At 51.2% G+C, this 13,419-nt stretch carries 10 protein-coding genes; 2 read left to right on the top strand and 8 right to left on the bottom strand.

Annotated elements, in window-relative coordinates:
- Positions 1–558: 558 nt before the first annotated feature.
- Positions 559–1,674: an exonuclease SbcCD subunit D gene (locus tag JW883_01490; protein MBN1840939.1), complete on the top strand. Its 1,116-nt coding sequence runs from the start codon at positions 559–561 to the stop codon at positions 1,672–1,674.
- A 16-nt stretch (positions 1,675–1,690) separates the two neighbouring features.
- Complete coding sequence (locus tag JW883_01485) at positions 1,691–4,111, top strand: AAA family ATPase (protein ID MBN1840938.1); 2,421 nt, start codon at positions 1,691–1,693, stop codon at positions 4,109–4,111.
- A 1,048-nt stretch (positions 4,112–5,159) separates the two neighbouring features.
- On the opposite strand, the gene JW883_01480 is transcribed toward JW883_01485, so the two are convergent.
- From JW883_01480 to aroF, 8 genes are all read right to left on the bottom strand, one after another.
- The gene (locus JW883_01480) at positions 5,160–5,996 is read right to left on the bottom strand and encodes a prephenate dehydrogenase/arogenate dehydrogenase family protein (protein ID MBN1840937.1); all 837 of its coding nucleotides are present in this window, start codon (positions 5,994–5,996) and stop codon (positions 5,160–5,162) included.
- Positions 5,993–7,045 (bottom strand): chorismate synthase, encoded by a 1,053-nt coding sequence (aroC, locus tag JW883_01475; protein ID MBN1840936.1) that lies wholly within the window; start codon positions 7,043–7,045, stop codon positions 5,993–5,995. Before aroC ends, JW883_01480 begins: the two co-directional genes overlap by 4 nt.
- 195 nt (positions 7,046–7,240) lie before the next feature.
- Entirely contained in the window at positions 7,241–7,753 is a 513-nt protein-coding gene (locus JW883_01470) for a shikimate kinase (protein ID MBN1840935.1), read from the bottom strand.
- Between the two features lie 227 nt (positions 7,754–7,980).
- Positions 7,981–8,385, bottom strand: a complete 405-nt coding sequence (aroQ, locus tag JW883_01465) for a type II 3-dehydroquinate dehydratase (GenBank protein ID MBN1840934.1) — start codon at positions 8,383–8,385, stop codon at positions 7,981–7,983.
- 94 nt (positions 8,386–8,479) lie between these two features.
- Positions 8,480–9,742, bottom strand: coding sequence for a 3-phosphoshikimate 1-carboxyvinyltransferase (aroA, locus tag JW883_01460; GenBank protein ID MBN1840933.1), 1,263 nt, complete (start codon positions 9,740–9,742; stop codon positions 8,480–8,482).
- A gap of 362 nt (positions 9,743–10,104) precedes the next feature.
- Positions 10,105–11,247 carry a shikimate dehydrogenase gene (locus JW883_01455; GenBank protein ID MBN1840932.1) on the bottom strand — a complete coding sequence of 381 codons (1,143 nt, stop codon included), beginning with the start codon at positions 11,245–11,247 and terminating at the stop codon, positions 10,105–10,107.
- On the bottom strand, positions 11,244–12,374 hold the full coding sequence (gene aroB / locus JW883_01450; GenBank protein ID MBN1840931.1) for a 3-dehydroquinate synthase: 1,131 nt from the start codon (positions 12,372–12,374) through the stop codon (positions 11,244–11,246). The genes JW883_01455 and aroB overlap by 4 nt, the downstream gene beginning before the upstream one ends.
- Positions 12,325–13,362, bottom strand: a complete 1,038-nt coding sequence (gene aroF, locus JW883_01445) for a 3-deoxy-7-phosphoheptulonate synthase (GenBank protein ID MBN1840930.1) — start codon at positions 13,360–13,362, stop codon at positions 12,325–12,327. The genes aroB and aroF overlap by 50 nt, the downstream gene beginning before the upstream one ends.
- Between the last annotated feature and the right edge of the window lie 57 nt (positions 13,363–13,419).

Here is a 13,419-nt window from a genome sequence, read left to right as displayed (position 1 = left end):
GAAAATCCAGGTGGGTTATTTATTGCCCCTTAAGCAGGCTTACTTTCTCACCCCTGAAATCGGGGTACTTTTTCATCCCTGGCAATAGTATTGGGATTGGGTGAGCGTCAAGAACCAGACACATTACGCAGGATAAAACTATTGGGCCAAGAGTTCTATCCTCGTCGGCCAGACTTAGGCCTTTTGTTTACAACACAAGAAAATCTTGAACAGTCCGTAAGTAGTTGGCCATAATGAAAACGAGGGAAGGGGTGGGACATGTGAAACTCGGGACGCTGACTCCTATACTCTTGAAAAACACCCCTGCCGGAGCAAGGGTATGGGAAATCTTACGGCGAAGGATGGCCCTCCATTAAGAAAAGCACCTTTCGGAAAGGCATCTGAGACAAGCATGCTCTTTCGCTTAGAAAGGACGGTGTTGAATAATGCTTTTGTTTCAAGTCGCATTTGGGAAGAGCCTTGTAGCCGGCGACCCGACGGCAGGGGCATGTAAGACCAGCCCTGATTCTCCGGTATGTTTCATATTGGAAACTGTCTTTCTGTAGTGCATAGAACCGTATGGTCAAACTTCTTCATACCGCGGACCAGCACGTTGGCGTCAAATTTTCCGGGTTCGGAGAAAAGGGAAAACAGCTCCGCCAAGCCGTGAAAGAGTCCCTTAGAACTTTAGTAGATCTGGCCGTGGCAGAGGCCGTTGATCTGGTGCTTATCGCTGGCGACCTGTTCGACTCCAATGCAGTATCGAGGAACCTGGTAGAGGATGCCGTGACTCAGCTCAAGCGGCTGCCATTGGTGCCGGTCTGCATTCTTCCGGGGACGCATGATTGCTACGACGCCTCTTCGGTTTACGGCCGCCTCGAATTTCAGAATATCCCTAATATACACATCTTCACAGATGAAATCACGGCCATTCCCTTTCCAAAACTCGACATCACGGTTTACGGCAAGGCCAACCTGAGCCCAAAAGGAACCGAGAGCCCGCTGGCAGCACTTAGGAAAACCAACGAGACCAAGTACCACGTCGTCATGGCCCACGGAGAGATGGCCATCGAGGCAAAGTTCGCTGGCGACTATTACCCTATTGAGCCCAGGGAGATTGCTGCTTCTGGCATGAACTATGTTGCCCTCGGGCACTGGCACCGGTACTCTGATTTTTCTCAAGGTGGCGTCAAGGCCTTTTACTGCGGGGCGTCAGAGACCCTGAGTTTCGAAGAAGGGGAGGACTCCGGCTTCGCCCTCATCGTTTCCATTGAGGAATTAGCCACCCGGGTTGAAAAGAAGCGGGTAGGCAAATTTCTTTGGAAGACAGTCGATCTGGCCATCGAGACTTTCGAATCAGAAGAAGACCTTATTCAGGAGATCCGCCAATGGGCCGATCCAAAGACCCTTCTTCGGGTCAAATTAAACGGCTTAAAGCCACTGGCATGGAACGTGAGTGACGAGAGACTTGCAGAAGCGCTGGGAGATTCGTTTTTCCATCTCGAAGTCATTACCGGTGAGTTATCCACATCCCTTGACCGTATCCCTGTGGCAGACTTTCCCGAATCTACGGTGATAGGCCAGTTTCTGCGCGTCATGGGAAAAAGGCTGGAGACTGCAGATCCTTCCGAAAAACCAGTTCTGGATGAGGCACTGCAAAGGGGCTTCGCCCTGCTGAACGGCAGAGAGGCCTGAGAGCCAAACGGGTGACATGAAATTAACACGCTTACAGATCAATCGCTTTCGAAACATTGATACCTTTTCCAGTGATATCGGCGACGGCATCGTACTGTTCAAAGGTCCCAACGAGGCCGGAAAATCATCGCTTCTTTCCGCCATGCTCTTCGGCTTGTTTGAGGACCCCAAATCATCTGCCCAGCGCCTTGAAGAAGCTAGGAGGTGGAACAAGGAAAGCCTCTACCATCTCATTCTGGAATTCAAAACAAATGGTGAAACCTATGTGCTTGAGAAGGACTTTGAAAACAGATCCACGCTGCTTCGCAACGTGACAACCGGTGAATTTTGGAAAGATAAGAACAAGGTGAATGCCAAGCTGGCAGAGGTCATCGGGTTCTTCTCCAAAGACATTTTCACCAGCACCGCTTGCGTTTTCCAGGATGAACTTCACGCGATAAGTTCCGGACAAAAAGAGCTGCGCAGCCTCCTTGAGGAAAAAGTCGCCGGCAAGGAAGACTCGGCTGCGGAAACTATTGCAAAGAGGCTTGAGAAAAAGGTGTTGGATCTGAAAAGGGGGCTGGACCGGCCAGCGCCTGCCAACCCCGGCCAGATACGACAGATGATGGATGAACTAAACCGCTTGAGAGAGAGGAGAGAGGAGGTTGCCGGTATAGTTTCAAAGCTTCACGGGGCCAGAAGCAGAGTCAACGAAGTGGCCAATGAGTTGGAGGAAGCTACCAAGTCTTTGGAGCTAAAGAAGCAAGCGCTGGAAAAATCCAAGCTGTACATCAAGGCAAACGAGAAGCTCGAAACCCTGGACAAGGCCCTCGAAAAGACAGTGGCAAATCTGGATAGGCTCAGCAAGGCCGATCTAGAGATCGACAAAATAAGGTCGCAGCTCGAGAGCAAGGATAACAAGCTGATAACCTGCGAGGCCAATCTGCAAAAGCACAGGGGGGCCGTGAGGGCCAAGGTGGAAAAGGAAGCCCTGGACAAAGAATGCCAGCAAAAAAAGGACTTACTGGGCAGGGCCAAAGAAATCGCCGAGGCACGCGACGTATTGAAGAAGTCCCTTGGGGATATTCCTGTCTTTCCCAAAGCATTGGTGCGAGATCTGGTTCAGATGGAAAGCGATGTGAAAGCCCTGGAAAGGAGTATAGGCGAGCGAGGCATGCTTCTAAAGGTCACCCTCAAAAGGCCAATACCCTATGAAATCGAGACCGAGGATGGCATCGTTTCGGCTGGCGAGGGGGCTGCCGGCACAACCTTGGAAGAGACCGCCAAAAAAGAGATCCGGGTTGACTTCAAAGATATTGCCGAAGTACGGGTAGCCACCAAGGACAGGGCATTGGAAGAGAGCCTGGAGGAACTGAAGGAAAAGAAGGGCCTTTTGAAGACTCGGCTTGAACAGTATCAGTGCCAGTCGGTCGCAGAACTGGTAGCCATGAAAGAACTGCGGGAAAAAACTCAGCGACAATTGGAGGCTAAGGAGGGGGAACTCAAGATCACGTTGGGCAAAGAGACCATGGCGTCTTTGGCAAAAGGGGCGAGCGAGTTAGAAATCCGGTTAGAGCAACTAAGCAAGGCTTTTGAAGAGATGAAGGAGTTTGCGATTTCAGAGGAGGAACTCGCAGAGCGAGAGCGAGAGATCCCGTCAATGCGTAAAGAAGTTCAGGAGCTTGAAGGAAATATCCGTGAAAACCAAGGTATCCTGAAATCGTTTAGCAAAGAGGATCTCGAAAAGGAGAAGAAAGATCTAGCCCGGCATATGCTCGTGGCAGAGACAGCCCTGGACGATCTCAAGGCCTTCGAAGCATCAGGGGAAGAAGTCGTCAAGCAAGAGGATGAGGTCAAAACGTTGGAAAAGAAACTGTCCGAGCTCAAGGTTGAGCGACAAACGCTTGAACACATCCTCCAGGAAGACCGCTATGGCCAGGAGGATGTAGCCGAATTCGAGGAGCGTATCGAGTCCCTGGAAAGGAGGGCTGACAGGCTAAGGATGAGGCTCAGGGCCTATGAGATTATCGGTGAGGTTCTTAACGAAGCACGCCAGAACATTTTAAAGAGCATTTCTGGCGAGGTTGACGAACGGATTGGTGCTTATTTTGCCCTGATCACTGGCGGGAAGTATGACCGAGTCCGCCTCTCAAGAGAAGACTTCTCTCTTCGGGTGTTTAGCCGTGAGAAAGGTGATTGGATCAATCCTGACACAGAAGAGCTCTCTGCGGGTGCCAAGGATCAGCTTTACCTGGCAGCGCGCTTGGCGCTCATAGATGCGGTCACGGGGGGAAATTCTATTCCTCTCATCCTGGACGATCCGTTAGTACATTTTGACGCCTTGCGCCGGGAGAATACCCGAAATCTACTTAAGGAAATGTCTAAGACGCACCAGGTGCTCATCTTCTCCTGCCACGACCATTACAACGACTGGGCCAATCAGATAATCAGCTTTTGAGTTTACGGAGAGCCTCGATTCCATGATCGGGGAGGCAAGAGGGGGTCCGGGCCATGGCAAGTATTAGATATTACAAGACAAAGCGTCAGATTTCGCGCCAAATAAGGTCTTAGAATGGCATTTTTGGGGCTAGAATCATCCTTCTAAGAAAGCGGGGATATAGAGTTACCCCTTAGCCTCGCCGAAGAACCGGTTTTAAGCTGCCTCCAGAAGATATTTGTACATCCAGGCTTGTGGACGTTTTTTGGTTGCCAAAAGCGCGTGAAAACGAACAAAGAGACATATTTCTGGGCTTCGGATTCTATCTGACAACAATGGGAAGCGATGATTATATGTAACCATATTATGCAGTCACAAAGGAAATGTAATGATCCAGACCATTCTGCGGGACGACGGATAAAACGCTATACGTTGGTCGTAAGAGGGACGGACAAAGGCTTATTGTCTTAAAAATTCTGCATTCAATCTCGAATCCACGACCGCCCACAAGCGTTTGTGATCTGATTATGAGATGTCTGCTTCGGTTTGGGGATCGTCCGCTCAACATCCCAGGACTGGAAATGAGAAATTGCCATCGTTGGGTTGGTAACAACCCGACCTGCCTTGTTGGCACATTGCGGGTCCATCAAGTGTTGACGGTAAGAAACTGCTACTTTGCATACTCGAAGGTGGCATTTATTTTCCCAAATTATTACCTTAATTGCCCATTATTGTGGACGCGGCGTTCAGCGCAATATGGACTAACTATGCCAAAATGAAGGAAATACTTTTGTATTCCTCGTTTTTGCATAGTATTTGCATAAGATAAGGATAAGATCGCGAAGCGATTTTGTAGCCTGAGAAAGGATTGGCGGGGCAGAAGCGGCTCTGCCTTTACCTCTTGGCCCCTGAAGCAACGCCCTTCCATCCCAAAGACTGGGTTTGCCTGCGTTCAGGGGCTTTAAGAAAGGCACGATGGGAGGTGTTCTCCTTCGTGTGAAACCTCCTTTTTGAGGCCCCTGGTGTCCCCCAATCACCCCAGGGGCCTTTTTCTTTGTTTCGTTTTTCTTCAGGTCGAGTCTGTCACCGCCTTGATCAGATCCTTGTCTACGGCAAAAGACGCGGTTTTTGCGGGGTCAAAAAAGTGTGAAGCATCTGTGAGAGCGCGGGAGATTTCGTCTGTTTTGCCCTCATCTACCCACCTCTTCAGCTTTTCCAGCAATGAGCTGTACATGGCGAGAGGGCGCTTAGCCTCGGGGTTCAGTGCGATCAGTTCGGCATATAGCCTGGGGTCCTGGCTGAAAAGTCTGCCTATGAGACTCATGTGGATTCTAAAAAGTGGTGTGCAGTACCTCTTGAGATCGTTCGGGTCGTGATTCAGCTCTTTAAGCAGGAGGCCCATGAGCATGGTGCTCATATGTCCCATGGCCTGAACAATGGCCATGATCTTATCATGTTTCTCCGGAGAGATTATCTCCAGCCTTGCGCCATGAGCCGAGAGCAAATCCGTCAACCACGGGAGCCATTTTTCGGCTCGAGCAGGGCAGAGGATAATGGTCTGACCTTGAAGGTCTTGAGCATCAGGCCCAAAGAGTGGGTGAGTGCCGATTACTTCTGACCGTGAATAACTTACCATGCACTCAACGGGCTTGACTTTGAGTGACGTCAAATCCATGAGGAGCGATTCTGCTGGAACGAAAGGCCCGAGTTCTTCAATGACCTTGCAGGTTTTGCCTATGGGAACGCTTATGACCACAACATCACTGCTCCTGGACACGGACTGCATATCTTGAATTTCTTTTGCCTCAATACCATGCACTCTATGGCCGGCCGCTTCAAAAAACCGGGAAAACCACCTGCCCATGCGGCCTGCGCCTCCGATGATGCCGATATTGCATTTTTTCATCCCAAAACCCTCTGTCGTAACAAATGATCCACAATCACAAGCCTTACCATTGCCTCACACACAGGCACGATCCTGGGAATGGCGGAAATGTCGTGCCGGCCCTTGACAGAGATCGTGGTGGGCTGTGAATGGATATCAATGGTTTTTTGCTCTATCTGAATCGAGGAGATAGGCTTTACCGCGGCCCTAACCGCAATATCGTCGCCATTGGAAATACCTGCAAGGATTCCTCCTGAGCGGTTTGTGGCAAATCCTTCCGGTGTGATCTCGTCGTTGCACTCAGAACCCAGCAGCCTGGCCGCCTCCAGGCCCACTCCGATTTCGACCGCCTTTACGGCCCCGATACTCATAAGGGCTTTTGCAAGGTCCGCATCCAGCTTGTCAAAAACGGGTTCCCCCAGTCCCGGGGGACACCCGTGGACCAGCACTTCAACAACACCCCCGGCGGAATCTCCACAAGCCTTGATCTCCTGTATTTTTTTTCCCATCAGAGCCGCCGCATCCGGATCGGGGGTAAGAAAAGGGTTTCTTTCAACATCCTCAAGGTCCATATTCTGTGCCCTGATCCCCGCAAGCTCCAGGGTATAGGCAGTCACTGTGACACCCTCTTGGTCCAGGACCGCTCTGGCCACAGCGCCCGCTGCAACCCGTGCTGCTGTTTCCCTGCCCGAGGCCCTGCCTCCGCCCCTGTAATCGCGTATCCCGTATTTTTTTTGGTAGGTGATGTCTCCGTGGCCGGGCCTGAAGGTATCCTTAATTGCCTCATACGCCTTGCTGTCTGCATCCTTGTTACTAATAAGGAGGGAGATGGGCGTTCCTGTGGTCCGTTCTTCAAATACGCCAGAAAGTATTTCCACCTTGTCCGGTTCACGTCTTGTAGTGCTTGCCGGGGCGCCCTTGGGTTTTCTCCTGTCTAATTCGTTCTGAATATGAGATTCGGTCAGTGGCAACCGCGGTGGACATCCGTCAATCACCACCCCCAGTGCCTTTCCATGTGATTCCCCCCAGGTGGTGACAACGAAAGCTTTACCAAAACTGTTTCCTGACATAAGACCTCCCAGGCCCTACCAGGGCCGTGAACCGTGACTCGTGTAATCGTGAATTGGATAGCGAAAGCCGGAGTCCGCAGACCGGCACGAAATCCTCCGACTTGCACAAATGATCATCCGCCATCCGGTATCAGGCATCCGCCGCACATGACCAACAAACCCCCGGCGCCATGTACCCGACGCTATACCTTTATGTCATTTGAGGTGTTGCGCTATCTTTTCTACGACTTCATCTACGGTCAGGTTTGTGGTGTCTAGAGAAAAATCCGCCACTTCTTCGTAAACGGGCATTCTTTGTTTGAGCAGGGCCCTGGTTTCCTCATAGATATCACTCCCCAACAGATCTGGCCGCTGCTGCGAGTTTGACTCATCGCTTTGGATTCTCTGGATCATGGTGTCAATGTCTGCCTTAAGGAGAACAAATGAGCCGTTTTTGCCAAGAGACCTGACATTGTCTTTGTCCATGACTGCCCCGCCGCCGGTAGCAATTACCGAGCTCTTCGTGGCAGAGATTTCCCGAAGGACCTCCTTTTCTCTTTCCCGAAAAAAGGGCCAACCTTCTGAAGCAACTATGTCGCTTATGGTTCTTCCGAGTTTTTCTTCAAGAAAGAGATCTGCATCGTAGAATTGCCTTCCAAGTCTTTTTGAAAGGGCTTTGCCCACGGCTGTCTTACCAGTGCCCCTGTATCCGATCAAGACAATGTTCATATGGCACAATCTTTAACCCGGAGAAGCTGAAACAAAAAAAGAGAACTGCCACGAAAACACGAAGGGACACTAAAGCACGAAGAAAAGATTTCTAGAGAAATTTCGTGTCTTCGAAATTTCGTGCTTTGCGGCATGCGCCTTAGGAAGAGGCGTGGTTGCTTTACAATTTTCTATCAAAAAAACGAATTTCATTGCTAACGGACTAGATTCCTAAATCCCCTAATCTCTCAATCCTTCCCTTTCAGCATGTTTGCTACAGCTTCCACGGCCATCAGATACCCTTCTTTGCCGAAGCCGGCCACTCGGGCTGTTGCGACATCAGCAACAAAAGACCTGTGCCTGAATGGCTCCCGCTTGTAGATGTTTGAAAGGTGAACTTCAATGATCGGAATATCCAGCATCAACAGTGCATCTCTTATGGCAACGCTGGTGTGGGTATATGCTGCAGGGTTGATGATCACAGCCTCATAACCTTCCAAGGCATCTTGGATCTTTTCCACTATTTCGCCTTCATAGTTTGATTGAAAGGTCTGTGCCACCATTGCGAATTTCTGTGCGGTCTTCTTGATCTCCGAGTCGATCTCTTCGAGGGTCGCGCTACCATACAAAGACGGCTCGCGTCGGCCCAGCATGTTCAAATTCGGGCCGTGGATAACGAGGATTTTTCGGGTTTTCGATTCTGTGTTCACGGCTATTGCCCCTATTCCACAATCTTGAGTGTTAGATTTAACCCAAAGACTCAAGCCTTTCCCAGAAGTCCGGGAAGGATTTCTTGACGCAACCGGGATCTTTGATGGAAATGCCCTCAACGGCCAGGCCTGCAATGGCGAAACTCATGGCGATCCGGTGGTCGCTGTAGCACTCTATTTCCGCGCCCTGTGTAACCATGCCCTGTATGATCATTCCATCGGCTTTTTCTTCGGCCTTTGCGCCGATCTTTCGAAGCTCATTGGTCACAGCCCTGATTCTGTCGGACTCTTTAATGCGAAGATGCGCAATGTTTTTCAAGACCGTCTTCCCCTTCCTGAAGGCAGAAACTACAGCAAGGCCAGGAACCATGTCGGGCACGTCATGTAGATCAAAAGAAAGGTCTCCGTGATTGGATAAGGGGCCTGTGATTTCCAGCCCTTTGCCAGAGGTGTTGATCCTGCATCCCATGATCTTGAGGACATCCGAAAAACGCAGGTCTCCCTGCAAGGAGCCCGGATTGATATTTGCTATCCTCACCGTGCCTCCGCAGACGGCGGCGGCAGCCATGAAATAGGTAGCGCTCGAGGCATCTCCCTCCACAACATAGTCCCGGGCGCGATAGGCCTGTGGAGCTTTGATCAAAAAAGAATTGAATTGTCCATCTGAGACTTTCGCGCCAAATCGGGCCATTACATCCAGGGTCATCCGCACATAAGGCCAGGACGGGAGAGATCCCAGCACCTTGATTTCGGTATCCTTCCCGGCATAAGGAGCTGCAAGAAGGAGGGAGGAGAGGTACTGGCTGCTTAGCCCTGTGGCGAGTGTTGTCTTTCCGCCGGAAAGTCCTTTGGCAAGGACTCGAACCGGAGGGCATTCGTTTCCTTCAATACATGCAGCTTGAACGCCAATATTTTCTAAGGCGTCAAGGAGGGGTTGGATGGGCCTTTGACGCATACGAGCGTTGCCATCAAGTACAAAGGTCCCGTGTCCCAGCGAGACCGTGCCGGTGAGGAGCCTGAGGCCGGTTCCATTATTTCCCATATAGATGGTCTCAGAAGGGGTGTTGAGCGCTCCTCCGGTTCCCTGGATGTTCAGGTCGCAACCGTTGCGCCCGATAGTTGCTCCCAGTAGTCTGAGGGCATTGATCAAATACTCCGTATCTTCGGAAATGAGGGCATCTCTGACAAGCGAGTTGCCCCTGGCAAGTGAAGCAGCGATCAGCGCCCTCTGAGTATAGCTTTTTGAGCCCGGCACGCGAACCGTGGCATTAATATTCTTGATCGGCTTGATGTGCTTCATTTCAGTATGAGAGGCACAAGGGAGTTGATTGCTTTGCCCTGTGCCTTGAGCCAAGGTTTTTGGGGCTCCGGCACGTAACTTCTCAAAAAGTCCGGGTTCTCGTCATTGCGAGCGAAGCGAAGCAATTTCCTGGGTAGCGCTGAGATTGCGTCGTCGTCCCGCCACAGGCGGGACTCCTCGCAATGACCCGAAATCACAGTTTCAGAGAATTACCAGGACTTATTGAGAAGTTACTCCGGCACCTGATAACACCTCGAAAATGTGGCGTAGGGATATATGGTACAAGCCACTAGTCAACCGTGCTGGCAAAATGGCCGCACTGTCAACTTTCCCAGTGGCGTAGGGATATATGGTACAAGCCACTAGTCAACGCCAGCCAACAACCTTCGACACACAACCTGCCTCATTTTATCGATAGGAGCCTCATTCCCAGTCCAGGTCCTGAACTGTTCAACGCCCTGAAGAACAAACATCTCAAGTCCGGACGCTACTTTACATCCTGCTGCTTCTGCCTCTTTGAGAAGCAATGTCTTAAGCGGGTTGTATACGGCATCGGCCACGGCCTTGTATGTGCCCAGCACCTCCCTTGGCACAGGCATCTCATCAATTTTGGGATACATCCCCACTGGCGTGGTATTTACCAAACAGTCGCCATCGGCGCTCTTGATTTCGGAAAGGGGGACAAAAGCACAATCAAATTCCTCGGCCAAGGCGCGCCCTTTCGCAGAAGATCTGTTTACCACAACAGCCTTTCCCCCTTTGCTCGTGATGCCAAAAATCACCGCCCTTGCAGCTCCCCCGGCGCCAATCACCACGAACCTGTGATGCTGTATGGGAAGCAAGGTCTCGAGGCACCTGACGGCGCCAATCCAATCTGTGTTGGCGCCGCGCACGTTGTTCTTGTTAAATACCAAGGTGTTGACCGCTCCGATCTTTTCGGCTGTATCATCGATGTCGTCCAGAAGCCCGATGATCTGTGTCTTAAAGGGATGAGTCACACTTGCGCCTTTTACGTTAAGCGCCTTCATACCGATTAGGGCCGCTGGGAGATCGTCCACCTCAAAGGGCAGATACATGGCATCCAGGCAAAGGAGCCTGAAGGCGGTATTGTGCATCAGAGGGCTCATGCTGTGTCCAACAGGATTTCCCAGGATGCCGTAGAGAGCGGTTTCGCCGGTCACAGTAAACGATGTGTCCACGTCATCCGACTTTGTCAGCAGATCGGACCTGCTGGAAGAGACTGCAGACTGGATCCTTTTGGATATTGATACGATTCTTTGAAATATCTCCTGGATCTCGCCAGCTTTAAGTGGCCCATTGTTGTGCTTGGCCAGGTAGTCAAAGATTACCTGTTCTCGCCAGGGGTCATGGACATCCAGGCCATCCTTGGCTTTGATTCTGCCGATTTTAAGGGAAACCGAAGCCCGTTCGTTTAACAGCCTTAAGAGTTCGAGGTCCAGGGATTCAATCTTGCGCCTGAGTTGGTCTAAGGAATCTTTAGTCATGTCCTAAGTTCTTCAATAACATCCGTGATGATGTCCGTGGGTACTTCATCCGTTACAAAGGGGTCCCCTATTTTTTTTATCAGGACAAAGTGAAGCTTTGCCCCCACAGCCTTTTTGTCGCTGGCCATAAAGGCAAGGATTTCTTTTGTGCTGAAGCCTGGCGGGATTTTGGCGGGCAGCCCGTACTGCTTGATCACGTGAACGATCCTCTTACATGACTGATCATCCAGGTAGCCAAGTATATGAGAGATCCTGGCAGCAGCAACAGTCCCTATGGCCACGGCTTCACCGTGAGAAAGCCTGTAGTCTGAGGCGGCCTCCACGGCATGCCCGAGAGTATGGCCGAAATTCAGTATCCGTCTCAAACCCCCTTCTTGTTCGTCCGCCTCAACGATATTGGCCTTTATCTTACAGGATCGCTCCACCAATGTCTTCATCAGAGCCGGCTGTCTGTTGAAAATGGCATCCTTTTCCTGCTCAAGCAGTTCAAACATCTCTTCATCGCTGATGATGCCATACTTAATGATCTCGGCCAATCCGTTCTTGAAGTCCCTGTCAGAAAGGGTCGTTAAGAAGGACAGGTCGATGAAGACAGCTTTCGGCTGGTAGAATGTGCCGAGCAGGTTCTTGCCTTCGGCAAGATCAATGCCGGTTTTGCCGCCCACGCTGCTGTCCACCTGGGCCACGAGGCTGGTAGCAATCTGAACGTAGGGGATAGAACGCTTGAAGATGGAGGCTACAAATCCGGTCAGATCACCCACCACGCCACCACCCAGGGCAATCAAGAGGGATTTGCGGCTGGCCTTGAGGTTGATGAGTTTTTTCACCACATCAAGGACGGTCCCAATTGATTTTGACGGCTCCCCTGCCGGTATTTCAATTATGTCTACGGGCAGCGCAGCTTCCTGCAGCTTATCTTTGACCGTTTTTCCGTAAAGGGGGTTCACGACTGAGTCGGTAATGATGACGCACCGATCCACATAATCCTGAATCTTGGGGATTAGCCTGAGGTGATCCACGATCCCATGGCCCACATAGATCCCGTAGGAATTATTACGGGTTTTTTCCAGATTGATTCTAATGCGCTCCACGTTCTTGTGCATACCCTTTTCTGACGATATTGGCAATCGATTCTATCTCATCCATGAGTTTATGGAATTTCTCGGGCTTCAGTGACTGGGGCCCGTCTGAGAGTGCATTGCGCGGATCGGGATGGACTTCTATCATCAGGCCATCTGCGCCGACTGCCACAGCCGCCTTTGCAAGAGGCAGGACAAACCTCCATTGACCAATGGCGTGGCTGGGGTCGACAATGACCGGAAGGTGGGTCTTTTCCTTAAGGACCGGCACTGCGCTTATGTCGAGCGTATTACGCATGGATGTTTCAAATGTGCGAATGCCACGCTCGCAGAGCATTACATTGTCATTACCCGAGGCCATGATGTATTCTGCAGACATGAGCAGTTCATCCAGGGTGGTCATCATTCCCCTTTTTAGAAGAATGGGTTTTTTCGCAAGACCAACAGCCTTTAGGAGCGCAAAATTCTGGACATTTCTGGCTCCCACTTGAAGCACGTCTGCGTAGCTTTCGATCAGGTTCACGTCTGAGGCATCCATGACCTCGGTAACCACCGGCAACCCGGTCTCTTCCCGCGCCCGTGCCAGGATTTTCAGGCCCTCTTCACCCAAGCCCTGAAAACTGTACGGAGACGTCCTCGGTTTAAAGGCGCCCCCTCTCAGCATGGAGGCCCCTGCCTCTTTTACCGCAGTAGCAGTCGTCATTAATTGCTCTTCGCTTTCAACCGCACAGGGCCCTGCCATGACTACGCATTTTGGTCCGCCTATCTCGACGTCTCCTACCTCAATCACGGTGTCACCATCCTTGGATTCCCGGCTTGCGAGCTTATAAGGCTGCAAGATGGGCATAACCTTGTCAACGCCCGGCATGTCTTCTGCCGCTTTCAGACGCACCTTTTCCCGCTCGTCGCCAACAGCGCCGATGATGGTCCTTTCAACGCCTTCGGAGATGTGAGCCTTGTACCCCACGGATTCTACCCATTGAATCACGCTGTCGACCTGCTCCCTGCCTGCCTTTTTTTTCATGACGATAATCATTTTGAGATCTCCTCCCTTTCAAGAAACAAAAAGGGCCTCGGCGATCTGTGCCTCCGC

This window comes from Deltaproteobacteria bacterium, from assembly GCA_016930875.1.
Lineage (GTDB): Bacteria > Desulfobacterota > Desulfobacteria > Desulfobacterales.
Note: the sequence above shows the minus strand (reverse complement) of the source record. Positions and strands in the feature narration are given on the sequence as shown.

Coding starts and splice junctions, on each gene's coding strand:
- JW883_01490 (MBN1840939.1), top strand. CDS start 559: ATGGTCAAACTTCTTCATACCGCGGACCAGCACGTTGGCGTCAAATTT.
- JW883_01485 (MBN1840938.1), top strand. CDS start 1,691: ATGAAATTAACACGCTTACAGATCAATCGCTTTCGAAACATTGATACC.
- JW883_01480 (MBN1840937.1), bottom strand. CDS start 5,996: ATGAAAAAATGCAATATCGGCATCATCGGAGGCGCAGGCCGCATGGGC.
- aroC (MBN1840936.1), bottom strand. CDS start 7,045: ATGTCAGGAAACAGTTTTGGTAAAGCTTTCGTTGTCACCACCTGGGGG.
- JW883_01470 (MBN1840935.1), bottom strand. CDS start 7,753: ATGAACATTGTCTTGATCGGATACAGGGGCACTGGTAAGACAGCCGTG.
- aroQ (MBN1840934.1), bottom strand. CDS start 8,385: ATGCTGGGCCGACGCGAGCCGTCTTTGTATGGTAGCGCGACCCTCGAA.
- aroA (MBN1840933.1), bottom strand. CDS start 9,742: ATGAAGCACATCAAGCCGATCAAGAATATTAATGCCACGGTTCGCGTG.
- JW883_01455 (MBN1840932.1), bottom strand. CDS start 11,247: ATGACTAAAGATTCCTTAGACCAACTCAGGCGCAAGATTGAATCCCTG.
- aroF (MBN1840930.1), bottom strand. CDS start 13,362: ATGATTATCGTCATGAAAAAAAAGGCAGGCAGGGAGCAGGTCGACAGC.